The following is an 18,803-nucleotide window of genomic DNA, read 5'->3' as shown; positions in this document are numbered from 1 at the left end:
CCTCGCTAATTATCGCCGTTTTCCAGACATAGCGCGTTAGGGTTCCAGGCTGCCGGTAATGGTATCGGGCGCTGATAATCAAATTCGCGCAGTGTCAGACCCGCTACGCCGTTGGCATACAGTACCGGCAAACCGCCGGGATAAGGTTCGACCCCCCAAACTCGGCCGCTTTGCGGATTCAGACACCAGGCGTTATCAATCCCCATCCCGGTCGGCGACATCGGATTGCACGGCGGGCGGATATCATAAAGCCCCTGCTCCGCTGCCAGGTTCAGCTTCTGGGTGAGCTGCACGCCGTCAAACAGAATGCGCCGGATCTGACCTGGCGTTTCACTATGCAGGTTTATCGCGCCTTCGCACTCGCCAACCAGCCCGCGGAACTGGATCTGTGAGATTTCGCCGGGTTCAATCGCCGGATCGCGGCGGCGCGCGGAAAGGAAAACAGGGTCCGCCTCGCCCCAATGACAGGCCGGCGCGCTCACGCAATCAAAAGCAATGCTGCTAAAAATCATCCGCCGTAGCCGCCCGCCGTCGCGGGATATCAGGCCAATGCCGCGATTGGAGTCAAAGATAGTGCAGTTACTCACCAGCACATCTTCAATATCCTGCCAGGTTTCAGTACCGATTTTAAAGGCGCAGCTTTTCGAGCGCAGCGTGCAGTTAACGATGGTTACCTGACGCAACGGTCGCTGGATACGCTCAGGTTTATCGGTGGTCTTCAGACAGATGGCATCATCCGCCGCGCTGAAATAGCTATTGGCGATATGTACCTGCTGGCAGCTATCGATATCCAGCGCATCGGTATTAGCCATCGTCAAATCGTTGTCGACGGTGACGCCGTCAACCACCACGCCCATGCAGGAGACCAGATGAATTGTCCACATCGGGGCATGCCGTACGGTGATATTCTCCAGCCGGACGCGACGGCAATTTTCCAGCAAAATGATCCGCGGACGCGCCCTGGCTGGCATGCGGTAACCCATGGCATCAACGCCACGGGAAAACCAGCCATCAGCGCTGCCGTAAATCTCGCCGCCTCCGCAGATAGTAATATTCTGCGCATCCACAGCATACAGAAAGGCCCGATCTGAAGATTCCGCCCGGCTCAGCGCCGTCGCCTGAGCAAAGTCATCATAGTTTTCGCTAACGATAAGCTCGGCGCCCGGCGACAGCCACAAACAGGTGTTCGAGCCTATCCGTAAACCGCCGAGCGCGTACCTGCCGCAATCAACCACCAACCGGCCGCCGCCAGCCTGCGCCAGTTCGTCCAGCGCCTGTTGAAAGAGTTCAGTATCAGGCGTCACGCCATCCGCATGGGGATGGCGCTGCGAAAGATAAATGTTCATAGCATGTCCTGGAAATCAACGTGGGGACTATCTCACCATCTCTCTCACCCTCAGCGTAGGGTCGAAATCGCTACCGCGGAAATATCTGCGTACCCTTTCACATTCGCCGTCACGCTCAGGGGCAAAACGTGAGATTACGCGCAAAATTTGCCTGCGGAAAAATGAAAACAGGGCCGTTATCACAGTAAACGCCCTCTTAAACCGCTGCATATGTGAGCAGTATCACGGGATTTATTTCATTTTGTCGCCATTTGGCATGCTGCTCGCAGAACGGTACGAAAAACCGACTGTCGGGATTCTCGCCACCCCTCCCCCTCTTTTACTGTGCAACCTCGCATTCCTTACCAAAGAGATACGCTCATGACGAGGACAGTGACCCCGCAACGAGAAGTCAAAACCCGCAACATCCTCTGCTGGGGGATGGGCGATATTTTCGGCAGCGGCGCGATGACCATCACCGGCCTGTGGCTGCTCTACTTTTATATTGAAGTCGCCGGGCTCTCGCCCGCCGCTGCGGCCTCTATTTTCGCCATCGCCAAGATTTGGGACGGCATCACGGACCCGGTGATGGGCTACATTACCGACAACATTCGCACCCGTTGGGGGCGGCGACGGATCTTCTTTATTCTCGGCGCGCCGTTATCGCTCTGTTTCGCCCTGATGTGGATAAGTGGTTTTGGTTATGCCTGGTACCTCGGTACCTATCTACTATTCAGCACCGTCTTCACCCTGCTGATGGTGCCTTACGATACGCTGCCTGCAGAGATGACCACCCGCTATGATTTGCGCTCGAAAATGTCCGGCGCGCGAATGCTATTCGCTCAGGCGACAGCCTTTCTCGCGGCGCTGATCCCCGGGCAAATCATGGCCCACGTCGCCGATAAATCGCAGGCGTTTCTCTATATCGGCATTATCTTCGCCCTGCTTTTTGCCTTGCCGTGGATCTTCGTCTGGCGCGGTACCTGGGAGCGCGAGCATCTCCCACCACCGCAGACGCAGCAAGGTTTAGGCAAAACGCTACGTTCGCTGTATAGGGAAATGGCCTCGACCTTCCGTCTGCGGACCTTCCGTATTCATATCATGATGTATGTCGGCGGCGCGGTGGCGTTGGATATTTTCGGCTCGCTGTTTATGCACTATATGACCTACGTGCTACGTGTCGGCACCTCGCTGGCTTCGCAGGCCATGAGTCTGATGACGCTGTTTCAGTTCTTCGCGATCCCTTTATTTACCTGGCTTTGCATCCGTGTCGGCAACGGCAACGCCTATAAGGTCGCCATCGCGCTGATCCTCTGCGCACTACTGTGGTTCAGCCAATTGACCGCTTCTTTCAGCCATCTTTCCTGGCTGCTACTCGGCGGCGCAATCGTGATGGGCATCGCCCGCGGCGGCACCTATCTTATCCCATGGAATGTCTACAATTTTCTGCCCGATATCGATGAAGCTTATACCGGCGTGCGGCGTGAAGGGATCTACGCGGGGGTAATGATGCTGACGCGCAAATTCTCCCAGGCGCTGGCGCTGTTTATCGTCGGCCTGGCGCTGGAAGCCTTTGGATTCACCAAAGGCGCCGAAACGCAGAATACCGCCGCGCTGAATGGTATCTGGTGGGTATTCCTCGTTGGCCCCGGCCTGCTGGCCTTATTGGCAATGTATGGCGCGTTTCGTTTTCGCTTGAGCCAGCCGCGACATCAAATCCTGATTAGCGAACTGGAGCGTCTGCGCGCCGGTGGTCATCCACAGGATGCCAGCCCGCAGACCCGCGAAACTATCGAGCTACTGACCGGCCATCCTCATCGCAACGATCGCTGGCAACACGCCGCCGTTTCTTCTCAAGGAAATCACTATGTCGCAGAAAAACAACCGTCCTGAATTACAATCACTCATCGAAGCGCTAATCGGCAACTTAACCGCGATTACCGATGATAGCGGCGAGTATTTGCAGCGGCTGGCAGATGGCCGGGTGGTTGACACCAAAGGTTGGGACGGTTGGGAGTGGACGCATGGCATCGCCCTGTTTGGCCTGTTTCGCTACCAGCAGCTGACAGGATCGCTTCGGGCTCGTGAACTTATCGACGGCTGGTTTAGCGCCCGTTTCGCCGAGGGTACGCCGGAGAAAAACATCAACACCGCTTGTCCGTTTTTAACCCTGGCGCTGTGCTATCAACAGACGCCGCGCAGCGACTGGCGCGCCTATCTGGAAAGCTGGGGAGATGCTATATATCGCCAGATGCCGCGTACCGAAGAGGGCTGCCTGCAACACGTCACCTATGAGAATCCCCATCATCAACAAATCTGGGACGATACGCTCATGATGGCGGTACTGCCGCTGGCGATGTTCGGCAAGATGTTTGGTAAACCGCGCTGGGTAGAAGAGGCGAAATTTCAGTTTTTGCAGCACCTGCACTATTTAAGCGACCACCAAAGCGGCCTGTGGTTTCACGGCTGGCATTTCGACGGCAGACACCATTTCGCCGGCGCGCTGTGGGCCCGCGGCAATAGCTGGATAACGCTGGCGATACCGGAACTGCTGGAGATGCTTGAGCTCGACGAACATGACGCCTTTTACCGCCAGTTGCAAAATACTCTGCAGATTCAGGTCAGCGCCCTTGCCCGCTGCCAGGCCGAAAACGGCCTATGGCCGACGCTGCTTAACGACCCGGATAGTTATCTGGAAGCCTCTGCGACGGCGGGCTTTGCCGCGGGTATTTTCAAGGCGGTGCGCCTCGGCTACCTCGACGATGCGTTTCTGCCGGTCGCCGGGAAAGCCTGCCGGGGCATTATCGAACATATCTCGCCGCAAGGAGAGTTAACGCAGGTGTCGTTTGGCACAGCGATGGGAAACGACCTCGACCACTATCGTAACATCCCCCTGACCGCCATGCCCTACGGCCAGGCAATGGCGATACTGTGCCTGGTTGAAGCGCTACGCCGCACGCTTTAATACGGCTATCTGAGCGCCGTCAGTTCGGTGCTCAGGCTATCCGCCAGATTACGTGCTCGTACAGGATCGAACATCACGTAAAACGCCGGTGAGGCCTCGCCTGTCTGCTGACAAAGCGTTTCCATTTCCGATGCGCAGCGATATAACGCCTGCACGTTAATATGGCAAATCTCCCGCATGCTCCAGCTGTTTTCCACCTCTCGGGCGAAGTGCAGAGTAAAGAAGGCCTTTTGCGCGTGGGTAAACGTCTGACAATAGAGCGCCAATCCCTGCCACTCCTCACGCCACCGAAGCGCCAGCGCGGCGGGGAAATCCGCCGTGAGAGCGAACGCTTGCGCTGCTTTCCCCAGCAGCTGCGCGCTGGCTGCGACCTCATCTTTTTCTTGCGCGATTTGCGTGAGATTAGCCATCGACTTCTGCGGGTCGTCGCGGGTGAAGTGGATATCCTGCGCCGAACCGGGTAACCAGTGACTGCGCGCCAGTTGTCCGTAAAGGCCCCACACCGCCTGGCCGTAGCTTTCAGGCAATTGGCTATGGCGATGGAAAACATGGTCTCGCACATATATTGACTGATAGAGCGTCTGCGTCGCCTGTTCAAGCAGCGACTGGAACTGCTGCGCGACATCGGCTGGCGGACACCAGCCGTAACGCTGCGCCAGCCATTGCACCAGTAACTGCTGCTGATTTTTCGCCGCCCCTTCGCCCAGCAACTGACTACAGGCGAAGAGATTACATTCGCTTAACGTCGCAGGGATCCAGTGATTATCGATACTTTCCCAACTGGTTTTACAGATAGCGCCGGTAATGCGCGGGTTGCGACTCTGACACCACAACAGTCGCCCCTGCAGCTCATCAATACGTAAAAACGGCATGACTCCCCATCCCACTTCTTCGCCGGCAAGATCGATATCGATCCATACATCTCGCGTCTGCACCGCCAACAGCGCCGGATTGTTAGGGAAAGCAGGCCAGAAACGTTCCGGCGTGAGTTTTATCGATACCGAAACCGCAGGCGGCAGCGGTTCAATCGCGTCCAGCACGGCGCTGAGATCGTCATTGCTGGCAGGGAAGACACGCAGTACCAGATGCTTATTTTGCGCGGCTACCGCCTGACTCAGGGCGTTAAAACAGCGGCGGTAGAGCATCAAGCTTTGCGCTGGCTGGCGGGGATCGTCGTGTTGTCTGTCCCACTGCGGGCGAGAGATCGGTAATAATCCATCGGTACTGGAGAGCGCGATAATCAAACCGGTGAGCGCCGGTACGCTTTGACACACGGCGCGGATTTTGTCGGTTAACCAGCGGCTCCAGAAATCGACATCAAAACGCACCCCGCGCGGGGTATCCAGCAGTTCCGGATGCGCTAATAACAGTTCGGTCGGGAAGCTAAGTTCTTTCGCCTGCAGATAACATCGCAACCCCTGCTCACGGCAGCGTAACGCCAGCCGGTTGAGATAGATACAGCGCGCTCGTTGTTGGCTCGACAATCGGTCGTTATAGTCAAAAGGGGTATACCCCTGTGGCGAAACCAGCTTGCCAAATAACTCGGCCTGTCCCACCACCACGGTATTAAAATCATGCTCAATTGCGTATTCAATCAACCGACAGGCCGACGGCCAGTGCCAGATGTCCTGATTATTGAGCTCCAGCGCCCGCGTTTCCCACATTGTTTCGCCCTCCATTTCGCCCCTGACTGAACATAACGTAAACAAACAAACGCGTCCGCTTTTTCCCGGCATCTGATTGCAAGAAAACTGTCATATTGCTTTGACATAGTTGGACATTCAATGGCAAAGCTCGCCATAATGAAAAAGCGACGTCAATGATCCGGAGTGTGAGTTGTAATGGGCCAGGAAAAGCTATACATCGAAAAAGAACTCAGCTGGTTGTCCTTTAACGAGCGCGTACTTCAGGAAGCGGCGGACAAGAGCAACCCGCTTATCGAGCGCATGCGCTTCTTAGGAATTTACTCCAATAACCTTGATGAGTTTTACAAAGTGCGCTTCGCTGAACTTAAGCGACGCATTCTTATCAGTGAAGAACAAGGTAGTACCGCCCATTCGCGTCATCTGTTAGGCAAAATCCAGGCCCGCGTGCTAAAGGCCGATCAGGAATTTGATGGTCTCTATAATGAACTGCTGCTGGAAATGGCGCGTAATCAGATCTTCCTGATTAACGAACGCCAGCTGTCCGTTAACCAGCAATCCTGGTTACGCAACTACTTCAAACAGTATCTGCGCCAGCATATTTCGCCGATTCTGATCAACCGCGAGACGGACCTGGTTCAATTCCTGAAAGATGATTACACCTATCTGGCGGTGGAGATTATCCGCGGCGACACCATTAATTATGCGCTGCTGGAGATTCCATCTGATAAGGTGCCACGCTTTGTGAACCTGCCTCCGGAAACGCCGCGACGCCGCAAACCAATGATTCTGCTGGATAACATTCTGCGTTACTGCCTGGATGATATCTTTAAGGGCTTCTTTGACTACGATGCCCTGAATGCATACTCGATGAAAATGACCCGTGATGCCGAGTACGATTTGGTACACGAAATGGAGTCGAGCCTGATGGAGCTGATGTCCTCCAGCCTGAAGCAGCGCTTAACCGCCGAGCCGGTACGTTTTGTCTACCAGCGCGATATGCCGGATGCGATGGTCGAAATGCTGCGCGATAAGCTCTCCATCTCGAACTACGATTCGATGCTGCCGGGCGGTCGTTATCACAACTTTAAAGACTTTATCGGTTTCCCGAATGTTGGCAAGGCCAATCTGGTCAACAAACCGATGCCGCGCCTGCGCCACCTGTGGTTCGATAAATTTCGCAACGGCTTTGACGCTATCCGCGAACGCGACGTACTGCTCTACTACCCATACCATACCTTCGAGCACGTGCTTGAACTGCTGCGTCAGGCGTCGTTCGACCCGAGCGTGCTGGCAATCAAAATCAATATCTACCGCGTCGCTAAGGATTCACGGATTATCGATTCGATGATCCACGCCGCCCACAACGGTAAAAAAGTGACCGTGGTGGTTGAACTGCAGGCTCGCTTCGACGAAGAGGCCAATATTCACTGGGCCAAACGTCTGACAGAAGCCGGCGTACACGTTATCTTCTCGGCGCCGGGGCTGAAGATCCACGCCAAACTCTTCCTCATTTCGCGTAAAGAAGGCGATGAGGTAGTGCGTTATGCACATATCGGCACCGGCAACTTCAACGAGAAAACCGCTCGTATCTACACCGACTATTCACTCCTCACCGCCGACGCGCGCATCACTAATGAAGTCCGTCGCGTGTTTAATTTTATCGAAAACCCTTACCGGCCTGTCAGCTTCGACTACCTGTTGGTGTCGCCGCAGAACTCGCGTCGTCTGCTGTATGAAATGATCGACCGCGAAATCGCCAATGCGCAGAATGGGCAACCGTCCGGAATTACGCTTAAATTAAATAACCTGGTCGATAAAGGGCTGGTGGACAGACTCTATGCCGCCTCCAGTACCGGCGTGCCGGTTAACCTGCTTATCCGCGGCATGTGCTCGCTAATCCCGGGTCTTGAGGGAATTAGCGAAAATATTCGCGTGATTAGTATCGTTGACCGTTTCCTTGAGCACGATAGGGTCTATTGTTTTGAAAACGGTGGTGATAAACAGGTGTGGTTATCCTCCGCCGACTGGATGACACGCAACATCGACTATCGTATCGAAGTCGCCGTACCGCTGCTGGACCCGCGTCTGAAGCAACGCGTACTGGATATTCTCGATATCCTGTTCAACGATACCGTAAAAGCGCGCTATCTTGATAAAGAACTGAGTAATCGCTACGTGCCGCGCGGCAATCGCCGCAAAGTACGCGCACAGATAGCGATTTACGATTATCTCAAATCACTCGAACAACCCGATTAACCTATGCCAATAAACGAAAAAACCCCTCGGCCGCAGGAGTTCGCTGCGGTCGACCTTGGTTCGAACAGTTTTCATATGGTGATCGCCCGTGTCGTCGACGGGGCAATGCAGATCATCGGTCGCCTGAAGCAGCGCGTACACCTGGCCGATGGCCTGGATGAAAACTCGGTGTTGAGCGAAGAAGCGATTACTCGTGGGCTGAACTGCCTGTCGCTGTTTGCGGAACGTCTGCAGGGATTCTCCCCTTCCAGCGTTTGTATCGTCGGGACGCATACCCTGCGCCAGGCGGCTAACGCGGCGGATTTTCTCAAACGAGCGGAAAAAGTTATCCCTTATCCCATCGAAATAATCTCCGGTAACGAAGAAGCGCGTCTGATTTTTATGGGCGTCGAACATACGCAACCGGAGCGCGGCCGTAAGCTGGTTATCGACATCGGCGGCGGTTCGACTGAGCTCGTCATCGGCGAAGATTTCGAGCCCCGCCTGGTTGAAAGCCGACGTATGGGCTGCGTAAGCTTCTCGCAGGCCTATTTCGCCGGCGGCGTTATCAATAAAGAAAACTTCCAGCGCGCGCGCCTGGCGGCGGTGCAAAAACTGGAAACCCTGGCCTGGCAGTTTCGTATTCAGGGGTGGAACGTGGCGCTGGGCGCCTCTGGCACCATCAAAGCCGCGCACGAAGTGCTGGTCGCCATGGGGGAGAAAGACGGATTCATTACCCCGGAACGTCTTGAAATGCTGGTCAGTGAGCTTCTGAAGAATAAAAACTTCGACTCATTAAGCCTGCCGGGATTGTCGGAGGACCGCAAAGCGGTATTCGCCCCGGGCCTTGCAATTTTGTGCGGGGTATTCGACGCGCTGGCGATCAAAGAACTGCGCCTGTCCGACGGCGCCCTGCGCGAAGGCGTGTTGTACGAGATGGAAGGTCGCTTCCGCCACCAGGACATTCGCAGCCGTACGGCCCAGAGCCTGGCGAACCAGTACAATATCGATCGCGAACAGGCGCGCCGGGTACTGGAGACCACCACTCAGATGCTGGAACAGTGGCAGGAGCAAAACCCGAAACTGGCTAACCCGCATCTGTCTGCCCTGCTGAAGTGGGCGGTAATGCTACATGAAGTGGGGCTGAACATTAACCACAGCGGCATGCATCGCCACTCTGCCTATATCCTGCAAAATAGCGATCTGCCGGGCTTTAATCAGGAACAGCAGACGCTGATGGCCACGCTGGTGCGCTATCACCGCAAAGCTATCAAGCTTGATGATTTGCCGCGTTTTACCTTGTTCAAGAAAAAACAGTTCTTGCCGCTGATCCAACTACTGCGTCTGGGCGTATTACTGAACAATCAGCGTCAGGCGACCACTACGCCGCCAAAACTGACATTGAAGACGGAAGCCAACCACTGGACGTTAATTTTCCCGCATGACTGGTTTAGCCAGAATGCGTTGGTGCTGCTGGATCTGGAAAAAGAGCAACAGTACTGGGAAGGCGTGCCGGAATGGCTGCTGAAAATTACTGAGGAAGAGGTATAAAGCTGGCATCTTTGACTAAAATGGCCGGGTCATACGCCCGGCCGTTTTTTATGCGACGTCAGCCGCGCAGGCTAGCTGTTCAATCGGGACCGGCATACCAATATCATAGCCCTGCATATAATCAATCCCCAGCGAAATCACCGCCTGGCGGATCTCCGGCGATTCCACATACTCCGCTACTACCTGCATATTTTTGATTTGCGCCAACCGGCAAATCGACGCCACAACCTGATAATCCAGACTGCTGGTGACCAGATTACGGATAAAGCTACCGTCAATTTTCAGCATATCAACGTTAAGCGTTTTCAGCCGCGCATAGCTGGCATAGCCGGTACCGAAATCATCAATCGCCACCCGGCATCCCAACTCCTGCAACCGCGCGAGGGTTTGTTGCGCCTGTTCCGGATTACTGAGCGAGTGATTTTCCGTCAGCTCAAAAATAAGCTGCCACGGCTCGATATTATAATGATGCAACATTTCCTCGACTTCGTCCGGGAACCGGCTGCGGCTGACCGAGACTGGCGACAGATTGATGGCCAAACGCATGCCCGGCAACGTATGGCGATTAGCGTTCATAAAAGCCAGCGTATTGTCGATAACCCAGTTGTCGATGCGCGAAGCCAGACCAAATTCGTGCGCCGCAGGCAAAAAATTATCCGGCGCAACCAGCTCGCCCTGCTCGCCCACCATACGCAACAGGACTTCATGGTAGCTATCGCCGCGCATGCCGATAATGGGCTGCGCCATCAGCCGAAAACGATTCTGATCCAGCGCCTGCAGGATCTGGTTCATCATTGACACACGTTCTTTTAACCCCTGCTGAACGTGAACGGCGCCTCGGCGCTGCACGTTTTCCGGGTGGCCGCTGGTCAATGACATGTCGGCAATATTATTCAGTTCGCCGAGCAGTAAATACAGATGCTTGACAGGAGAACGTACGTTGCAATAGCTGATCCCGACAGGCGGCTGTAGCGGAATACCATCCCAGATAAAACGGAACTGCTTAATCCGCTCATCCAGCATCACGATGCGTTTTTGATGGTCGTCGCTATTCAGGCGTATCACCAGGTCATGGCCCGAAAGGTGATAGACCATTTCGTTCGGCTGCAGTATGTGACTCAGGTATTCCGACAGCTGCTGCTTATACTGAATGCGTAGCATCACGCCGTAGTGCCGCCCAAGCAACTCCAGCTCTGGCATGCGTAAAAAGCACAGCACCGACCAGGTCGAGTGGTTTAGCGCTCGGCTCAGGGCCCGTAAATTCGGCATATGAACGACCGGGTCGAGAAAGGCCATCCGGCGAACCCGACGGTGGATCATCCGCTGCTGCGTCGCCAGCATTGCCATATAAGCGATAATAAAAGAGAACACCAGGTAACTGGAGGAGGTAATCGCCAGCTGGTTATTGTAGATCGGGGAAAATGGCAGGTAGCTGTAATGAAAATGGATAACCAGAATTAATATCGGCGGCCACGCCAGGGAAATAAAACGATAGCCAAAACGCATCGCCCCCCACAACATGACCGGCATAAGTAATGACAATGTATAATTTGTGCTAAATATCGTGCTGCTGGCATTTAACGGCATGAATAATAAAGCCAGTATTATTAACAATACTATTGCCCAGACAATAATTTCCAGCGGTTTTATTTTTTGGTCGATTTGTAAACGCACCTGGGATATAAAGCCGCGTAAGTGTAGCGGATTACGAATAACACGCAGCAAAAAATAGCACAGCGGCACACCGGTCAGACACCCTACCATCAGCGCCTGAAAAGTGATTAACGATCGTAAACTAAATGGCGTTGACCCCACCAGTTCCGCCGCCCGCGGATGCAGGCCAAGATACTCAGCAATCTGCGAAATAATGAGAAAAATTACCGAGGGCAGCAGCATTTGCCAGAACAGCCGATACGGCATCAGGGCAACATTACCATGTGAAATCTGCTGACGGCGTGGAACGAAAATGCGATAACCGCCCCAGCACAGCACTGAAGGGATCAAAAAATGAAACAATACGCCGATAGATTGCTCGAAGGTCATTCCGCGCGTAATGGTCAGCAGTAAGCCGACTATAATGCCCGGAATCGCCGCCCAGCCGAAAAACAGCATCAGGCTCAATACTAACGCCAGCGGAAGATAAAACAGAAAGACGGTGTGACCGTTAAGATTTGCAAATGTATTCGCGGCGCGCGCCAGCGGCAACAGCAGCGTAGGGAGGATGAGCGGTAGTGCCCACCATTTATCCTGATATCGTTTGTATAGTTTAATAATACTCATAGATGCTCGACAGATTACCCCAACTCCTGCGGAGTATATTCAGACAGGCATCCAACCCGACCAGGCTAACCGCGAAAGTAATAACGATGCGGAACAGATGGACGATTTTAGTGGCCAATGGAATCAAGCAATTGACGCAAATCAACAAACTATTTAGCTAATATTAATAAAACTTATTTTTTTGCGGACTGGTGCAATATTCAAAATCCGTGTAAATACGATGTTCATCTTATATAACATTAAGTAATGTTTTAGCACTACGATTTTTACACCGCCGACAATTGACCCCGCCGCTATACTATGACTTAATACCCCCATCGCCCGTCTTCGGGTATACTTCAAGGAACCTTTTGTGAGTCAGGCACCCAGTATGCGTAAACGACATCGATTTAACCGTCGCATGACCCGTATCGTACTACTTATCAGTTTTCTCTTCTTCTTTGGACGCTTTGTCTACTCCTCTATCGGTGCCTGGTACCATCATCAGGACAAACAAGAGTCGCAGCAATCGACCATCACCATTGATGCTCCCGCGACACCAACGACCCCAGCCCAGGAATAACGCCTACGGCAAAATTTTTAGTTGGTGCAGCAGACGCAGCATCTCCGCTATCCCTTTGTTGATAACTTTATCCTGACGCATCACTACGCCCAGTTGGCGATAGAGCCGCGGCGATAGCGACTGTACACGTATTCCGGTGCGGTCATCTTCAGCCGCCACCGCCATCTTCGGTACGATACTGTATCCCAGACCAGCACGCACCATACGCTTGATAGCCTCAATGCTACCGAGTTGCATCACCGGCGCCGAGTTTACCCCGGCAGCGCGAAACCAGCCATCGATCAGCTCACGGGTCCCGCTGCCGGCTTCAAATGCTATTAGCGAAAGTGCCTGTAGCAGTGAAGGCGTCAATTGCCCCACTAGCGGTTCATCATCGTTGGCAGTAATAAATACAAACTCTTCCTCCAGCACTGGCGTTACCGCCAGGCTGCGGCCGCTGGCAGGTAAGGTCACCAACCCCAGATCAAGCCGGCTCTCTTCCACCGCACGTACAATGTCAAGCGTATTACCGGTCGTGACGCCAACCGTTAACAGCGGATGCTTCTCGCGTAGATGGCACAATAGCGGCGGCAGCAAATGAATACAGGCCGTCGCCCCGGTACCGAAGCTCATCGTGCCGTGCACTTCATGGTTAAACTCAGCCACCGACTGCACCGCCGTATTCACCGCCTGCTCAATAATCTCACTATGGGCCAGTAGCGCCAATCCGGCGGCAGTAGCCTTGATCCCTCGCCCGGTACGCTCAACCAACCGCGTCTGCAGGAACTGCTCAAGCTGGCGAACCTGCAGGCTTACCGCCGGCTGCGATATTCCCAGTACATCAGCGGCGGCGGAAAAACTGCCGCGCTGCGCCACCAGCCGGAAGGTTGTCAGATTTACCAAATTCAGCATCGTCATCACAAAGTTTCTCTTATGCAGGCTATAAGCCCCAGGTGCTGCCTGCACAATAGCGCGCGCGATATGCTGCCGACAACTGCATAACGCTCTGGAATTCAATGAAAACGTCAATCTTGCCTGGCACCGCGCCTCTTTCCCTTACGCTCGCAGCCGGCGGCAACCAGCTCATCAACTGGGGGATCGTTTTTTATATGCCCGGTACCTTTGCCGGCGCTATTGCTAATGATACTGGCTGGGGCGGAACAGAGATCTATCTCGGTTTGACCTTCGCCATGCTGATGATGGCGGCGATCTCGCCTTTTATCGCCCGCCTGTTGGCCTGGTTTGGCGGTCAGCGGGTGGTGTTCATCGGTTCATTAACAATCGCGGCAAGCTGCCTGGCAATGTCGCAGGCAGACAGCCTGATCTTCTGGTACGTCGCATGGCTACTGGCCGGTGTCGGTATGCGGCTGGCGCTATACGATGCGCTGTTCGCCGCGCTGGTTAACCTGTATGGTCAACGCGCCAGAGTAACTATTTCACGGGTGACCCTGGCTGGAGGACTGGCCTCAGCGATATTCTGGCCGCTGGGCACCGCGCTGCTCGCGCTAATGGGCTGGCGTGGAGCGCTGGTAATCTACAGCCTGTTTGGCCTGCTTAGCGCACTACTGCTGTGGCGGATGCCTAATCAACGCTTGCCCGACCGGAGCGCTCATCAGGAGAAAGTGCCGCTTTCCCGCCGCGACCAGCACATGGGCCTGCTGTACGCCTCGCTTATCGCTTTGGTCACCTTTATTTCTAACGGCACATCCACCCATCTGCCTGAGTTTATCGCCAGCTACGGTCTGCCGGTAATGATAGGGGTACTATGGGGCATCGGACAGACCGGCGCCCGATTTCTGGAGGTGATTTCAGGAGCGCGCCTCTCCCCACTTCGGTTAACGCTGTTGACCACAGCGCTGTTGCCGCTCTGCTTTTTACTGGGCCTCAACGCCGCCTCGCTAAGCTGGACCGTTGGCGGTTTCGTTTTCGCCTACGGGGCCATTAACGGCCTGACGACGGTATTTAAAGCAACATTACCGTTGCAGCTATTCGCGGCGGAAGATTACGCGCGGCGTACCGGACGGCTGTTGATCCCAGCGCAACTACTGGCCGCCGTCTCGCCATTTGCCTATGCCTGGCTAAATCAACATCTGGGGATAGAAAGGAGCCTTGCTATTTCGGGTCTATTATCGCTGGTCGTACTGGGGCTGGCGCTGAGAATCGGCTGGCTGCAGCGGCGGCAGGTTGTGCGGATAAGTCATGGACAAAGTGAAGAGAGGGTATGAAAAACCCTCTGTAAAACACACACTTAGGACTATCAGGCCACGATCAGACGCTTAAACAGCAGCTGCTGAACATCCTGCCGATGTGCCAGGATCGCATGCGCGGTTACTAAAGTTCCGTCTACGGAATACAAAACCCGGTAGCCTTCAGCGTGAGTAAACTCCCGATATTTGGCGCAGCCAATTTTCAGCAATTCGGGGCAAATCTGGCAGCCCAAGGGGAACTGTCCTACGGTGCTCTCAAACTGGGTGAGAATATCTGCGATAACCGGACGCGGCTCAACATCAACACGCTTCAGAAAACCCGCTATTGTGTCGATGCAGTGCTTCACCGTAAGCGTGTACTCAAAGGTCACCTGCTGTTCCATGGAAGTCCCTTAACGTTGAGCGCGCTGCGTTTAATCCGCAAGGCCATCCAGCAACTGGTCTTTCGAGAACACGCGCCCTTCCGCTTTATCTTTCTCTGACAGAGTAAGCAATTTCAGCAAAGCAATGGCGTTTTCCCGTTCCTGCTGCTGATCATAGGACTCTATAACGTAAGCAGGCACACCGTTTTGTGTGACCAGGATAGGTTCTGACAGATCAAGCGTTGCGGCGTTCTTTTTAACGTAGCTGATAGTCTCTACTTTCATGTTGGTCCGCCTAATGGTCATGTCTCGGTTTTAATATAGACTATATTTAGACTACGCTCAATAATCCTTCCTCAGCGCCATTTACCAGGACATAAAAAAACCCTCTGTAAACAGAGGGTTTGGTTCAGCTATCAGCAGGAATTATTCCCACTCAATAGTCGCTGGCGGCTTACCGCTGATGTCGTACACCACGCGGGAAATACCGTTAACTTCGTTGATGATGCGGTTGGAAACACGGCCGAGGAAATCATACGGCAGGTGCGCCCAGTGCGCGGTCATAAAGTCGATGGTTTCTACCGCACGCAGGGAGACGACCCAGTCATATTTACGGCCATCGCCCATCACGCCGACGGAGCGAACCGGCAGGAACACGGTAAATGCCTGGCTTACTTTGTCATACAGGTCGGCTTTGCGCAGTTCTTCAATGAAGATAGCGTCCGCGCGACGCAGCAGGTCGCAGTACTCTTTCTTCACTTCGCCGAGTACGCGAACGCCAAGGCCCGGCCCCGGGAACGGGTGGCGGAACAGCATGTCGTACGGCAGGCCCAGCTCCAGGCCAATCTTACGCACTTCGTCTTTGAACAGCTCTTTCAGCGGTTCAACGAGGCCCATCTTCATCTCTTTCGGCAGACCGCCCACGTTGTGGTGAGATTTGATGACGTGCGCTTTACCGGTCGCGGAAGCGGCGGATTCGATCACATCAGGGTAGATAGTGCCCTGCGCCAGCCATTTCACGTCTTCCAGCTTCAGCGCTTCTTCGTCAAACACTTCAACGAAGACGCGGCCAATGATTTTACGCTTCGCTTCCGGATCGTTTTCGCCCTTCAGCGCGGTCAGGAAGCGATCTTCCGCCGCAACGTGCACGATGTTCAGGCCGAAACGGTCGCCGAACATATCCATAACCTGCTCGGCTTCGTTCAGGCGCAGCAGGCCGTTATCCACGAATACGCAGGTCAGGTTTTTGCCGATAGCGCGGTGCAGCAGCATCGCGGTAACGGAAGAGTCAACGCCGCCGGACAGGCCGAGGATGACTTTATCTTCACCTACCTGCTGACGAATACGCTCAACTGCGTCGTCGATGATCTTCGCCGGCGTCCACAGCGCTTCACACTGGCAGATATCGCGCACAAAGCGCTCCAGCATACGCAGCCCCTGACGGGTGTGGGTGACTTCCGGGTGGAACTGTACGCCGTAGAAGCGTTTTTCTTCATTCGCCATGATGGCGAACGGGCAGCTTTCAGTGCTGGCGACGGTCACAAAGTCGGAAGGGATAGCGGTGACTTTATCACCATGGCTCATCCACACGTCCAGCAGCGGCTTACCGTCAGCGCTCAGCGCATCTTCGATGCCCTTAATCAGCGCGCTGTCGGTCTGCACTTCCACCTGCGCGTAACCGAACTCGCGCTCGTTGGAAGCTTCAACGTGGCCGCCCAGCTGCATGGCCATGGTCTGCATGCCATAGCATACGCCGAATACCGGTACGCCGGCTTCGAAGACGTACTGCGGCGCACGCGGGCTGTTGTCTTCGGTGGTGCTTTCCGGGCCGCCGGAAAGAATAATGCCGTTCGGGTTGAACTCGCGGATTTGAGCTTCGGTCACGTCCCAAGCCCAGAGCTCGCAATAGACCCCTAATTCACGTACGCGACGCGCAACCAGCTGGGTGTACTGAGAACCGAAGTCCAGGATAAGAATGCGATGTTTATGAATGTTATCCGTCATTGACGTTAATTCCAGAGAAGTAGCGATGATTGAATAAAAATCGCCCGGCGCGTAGCCGGGCGATGAAAATCAGGAGCCCATGCGGTAGTTCGGGGATTCCTTGGTGATCGTCACGTCGTGAACGTGGCTCTCCTGGATGCCCGCGCCGCTGATGCGCACGAACTCTGCTTTGGTACGCAGTGCGTCAATAGTACCACAACCGGTCAGACCCATACAGGAGCGCAGGCCGCCCATCTGCTGGTGAATGATCTCTTTCAGGCGGCCTTTATAGGCAACGCGGCCTTCGATACCTTCCGGTACCAGTTTGTCAGCGGCGTTATCGCTCTGGAAGTAACGGTCAGAGGAACCTTTAGACATCGCGCCCAGGGAACCCATACCGCGGTAGGATTTATAAGAACGGCCCTGATAGAGCTCGATTTCACCCGGGGATTCTTCGGTACCGGCCAGCATGGAGCCTACCATCACCGCGGCGGCGCCTGCGGCAATCGCTTTTGCGATATCGCCGGAGAAGCGGATACCGCCATCGGCGATAACCGGAATACCGGTGCCTTCCAGCGCTTCAACCGCGTCGGAAACAGCGGTGATCTGCGGAACGCCTACGCCGGTAACGATACGGGTAGTACAGATGGAGCCTGGGCCGATACCCACTTTCACCGCGCTGACGCCAGCTTCCGCCAGGGCACGAGCACCCGCGCCGGTCGCCACGTTACCGCCGATGATTTGCAGGTCAGGATATTTAGCGCGCGTTTCGCGAATACGCTGCAGAACGCCTTCGGAGTGACCGTGAGAGGAATCGATCAGCAGAACGTCAACGCCTGCGGCAACCAGCGCGTCAACGCGCTCTTCGTTACCGGCGCCAGCGCCAACGGCTGCGCCAACGCGCAGACGACCGTGCTCGTCTTTACACGCATTCGGTTTACGTTCCGCTTTCTGGAAATCTTTTACGGTGATCATGCCGCGCAAGTGGAAGCTATCATCCACTACCAGCGCTTTTTCTACGCGTTTTTCGTGCATTTTCGCGAAGACCACTTCACGGCTTTCACCTTCACGCACGGTGACCAGGCGCTCTTTCGGCGTCATATAAACGCTGACCGGCTGATTCAGGTCGGTAACAAAACGCACGTCGCGGCCGGTGATAATGCCGACCAGTTCGTTGTCTTCGGTCACTACCGGATAACCGGCGAAACCGTTACGTTCGGTCAGTTCTTTCACTTCGCGCAGGGTGGTAGTCGGCAGAACGGTCTGTGGATCGCTTACCACGCCGGATTCATGTTTCTTCACGCGGCGGACTTCTTCAGCCTGGCGCTCGATTGACATGTTTTTATGAATAAAGCCGATGCCGCCTTCCTGGGCCAGGGCAATTGCCAGGCGCGCTTCAGTTACGGTATCCATCGCCGCGGAGAGCATAGGAATATTCAGACGAATCGTTTTCGTCAGCTGCGTGCTGAGATCGGCGGTATTCGGCAGAACGGTAGAATGAGCGGGAACAAGGAGGACGTCGTCAAACGTCAGGGCTTCTTTAGCGATACGTAGCATGGGCAATATCTCGACCAGGGTGGATAAATATTGCCGTGGCATTATACAGAGCGTAACCGATTGCATCCACCCTTTTTTGCAAAAAATACTTGCGATCCCCTCTCAGCGCGTTACTATCGACTGAATAACCTGCTGATTTAGAATTTGATCT

Annotated in this window: 14 protein-coding genes; 6 read left to right on the top strand and 8 right to left on the bottom strand. The window is 54.6% G+C overall.

Features of this window, described 5'->3' with window-relative positions; genetic code table 11:
* Positions 1 to 5: 5 nt before the first annotated feature.
* On the bottom strand, positions 6 to 1,346 hold the full coding sequence (locus tag AC2CGP_RS21040; RefSeq protein WP_213759847.1) for a glycoside hydrolase family 28 protein: 1,341 nt from the start codon (positions 1,344 to 1,346) through the stop codon (positions 6 to 8).
* A 360-nt stretch (positions 1,347 to 1,706) separates the two neighbouring features.
* Between AC2CGP_RS21040 and AC2CGP_RS21035 the strand changes: the two genes are divergently transcribed.
* Both AC2CGP_RS21035 and bglB read left to right on the top strand, forming a co-directional pair.
* Positions 1,707 to 3,218 (top strand): MFS transporter, encoded by a 1,512-nt coding sequence (locus AC2CGP_RS21035; RefSeq protein ID WP_483464980.1) that lies wholly within the window; start codon positions 1,707 to 1,709, stop codon positions 3,216 to 3,218.
* A complete protein-coding gene (gene bglB, locus AC2CGP_RS21030) occupies positions 3,193 to 4,290 on the top strand; it encodes a beta-galactosidase BglB (RefSeq protein WP_045362292.1) in 1,098 nt (365 codons plus the stop codon). The genes AC2CGP_RS21035 and bglB overlap by 26 nt, the downstream gene beginning before the upstream one ends.
* 5 nt (positions 4,291 to 4,295) lie before the next feature.
* On the opposite strand, the gene AC2CGP_RS21025 is transcribed toward bglB, so the two are convergent.
* A complete protein-coding gene (locus AC2CGP_RS21025) occupies positions 4,296 to 5,954 on the bottom strand; it encodes a hypothetical protein (RefSeq protein WP_015370394.1) in 1,659 nt (552 codons plus the stop codon).
* Between the two features lie 177 nt (positions 5,955 to 6,131).
* Here AC2CGP_RS21025 and ppk1 point away from each other — a divergent pair, with 177 nt between their 5' ends.
* Both ppk1 and ppx read left to right on the top strand, forming a co-directional pair.
* The gene (gene ppk1 / locus AC2CGP_RS21020; protein WP_015370393.1) at positions 6,132 to 8,192 is read left to right on the top strand and encodes a polyphosphate kinase 1; all 2,061 of its coding nucleotides are present in this window, start codon (positions 6,132 to 6,134) and stop codon (positions 8,190 to 8,192) included.
* A 3-nt stretch (positions 8,193 to 8,195) separates the two neighbouring features.
* Entirely contained in the window at positions 8,196 to 9,722 is a 1,527-nt protein-coding gene (gene ppx, locus AC2CGP_RS21015) for an exopolyphosphatase (RefSeq protein ID WP_015703157.1), read from the top strand.
* A gap of 48 nt (positions 9,723 to 9,770) precedes the next feature.
* Here ppx and AC2CGP_RS21010 read toward each other — a convergent pair whose 3' ends face one another.
* A complete protein-coding gene (locus tag AC2CGP_RS21010) occupies positions 9,771 to 12,002 on the bottom strand; it encodes an EAL domain-containing protein (RefSeq protein WP_213759846.1) in 2,232 nt (743 codons plus the stop codon).
* 370 nt (positions 12,003 to 12,372) lie between these two features.
* Between AC2CGP_RS21010 and AC2CGP_RS21005 the strand changes: the two genes are divergently transcribed.
* Positions 12,373 to 12,564, top strand: coding sequence for a YfgG family protein (locus tag AC2CGP_RS21005; protein ID WP_015370389.1), 192 nt, complete (start codon positions 12,373 to 12,375; stop codon positions 12,562 to 12,564).
* Between the two features lie 3 nt (positions 12,565 to 12,567).
* On the opposite strand, the gene AC2CGP_RS21000 is transcribed toward AC2CGP_RS21005, so the two are convergent.
* Positions 12,568 to 13,461, bottom strand: coding sequence for a LysR family transcriptional regulator (locus tag AC2CGP_RS21000; protein WP_020078186.1), 894 nt, complete (start codon positions 13,459 to 13,461; stop codon positions 12,568 to 12,570).
* Positions 13,462 to 13,559: 98 nt separating this feature from the next.
* On the opposite strand from AC2CGP_RS21000, the gene AC2CGP_RS20995 reads away from it, so the two are divergent.
* Entirely contained in the window at positions 13,560 to 14,768 is a 1,209-nt protein-coding gene (locus tag AC2CGP_RS20995) for an MFS transporter (protein WP_045387013.1), read from the top strand.
* A gap of 32 nt (positions 14,769 to 14,800) precedes the next feature.
* On the opposite strand, the gene AC2CGP_RS20990 is transcribed toward AC2CGP_RS20995, so the two are convergent.
* The 4 genes from AC2CGP_RS20990 to guaB form a co-directional block, all read right to left on the bottom strand.
* A complete protein-coding gene (locus AC2CGP_RS20990; RefSeq protein ID WP_234262529.1) occupies positions 14,801 to 15,133 on the bottom strand; it encodes a type II toxin-antitoxin system RelE/ParE family toxin in 333 nt (110 codons plus the stop codon).
* Positions 15,134 to 15,163: 30 nt separating this feature from the next.
* Entirely contained in the window at positions 15,164 to 15,397 is a 234-nt protein-coding gene (locus AC2CGP_RS20985) for a type II toxin-antitoxin system Phd/YefM family antitoxin (RefSeq protein WP_004853132.1), read from the bottom strand.
* Positions 15,398 to 15,538: 141 nt separating this feature from the next.
* A complete protein-coding gene (guaA, locus tag AC2CGP_RS20980) occupies positions 15,539 to 17,116 on the bottom strand; it encodes a glutamine-hydrolyzing GMP synthase (RefSeq protein WP_015703162.1) in 1,578 nt (525 codons plus the stop codon).
* 69 nt (positions 17,117 to 17,185) lie between these two features.
* On the bottom strand, positions 17,186 to 18,652 hold the full coding sequence (guaB, locus tag AC2CGP_RS20975; RefSeq protein WP_015370334.1) for an IMP dehydrogenase: 1,467 nt from the start codon (positions 18,650 to 18,652) through the stop codon (positions 17,186 to 17,188).
* Positions 18,653 to 18,803 lie beyond the last annotated feature (151 nt).

This window comes from Klebsiella sp. SYXHC3, from assembly GCF_057196925.1.
Note: the sequence above shows the minus strand (reverse complement) of the source record. Positions and strands in the feature narration are given on the sequence as shown.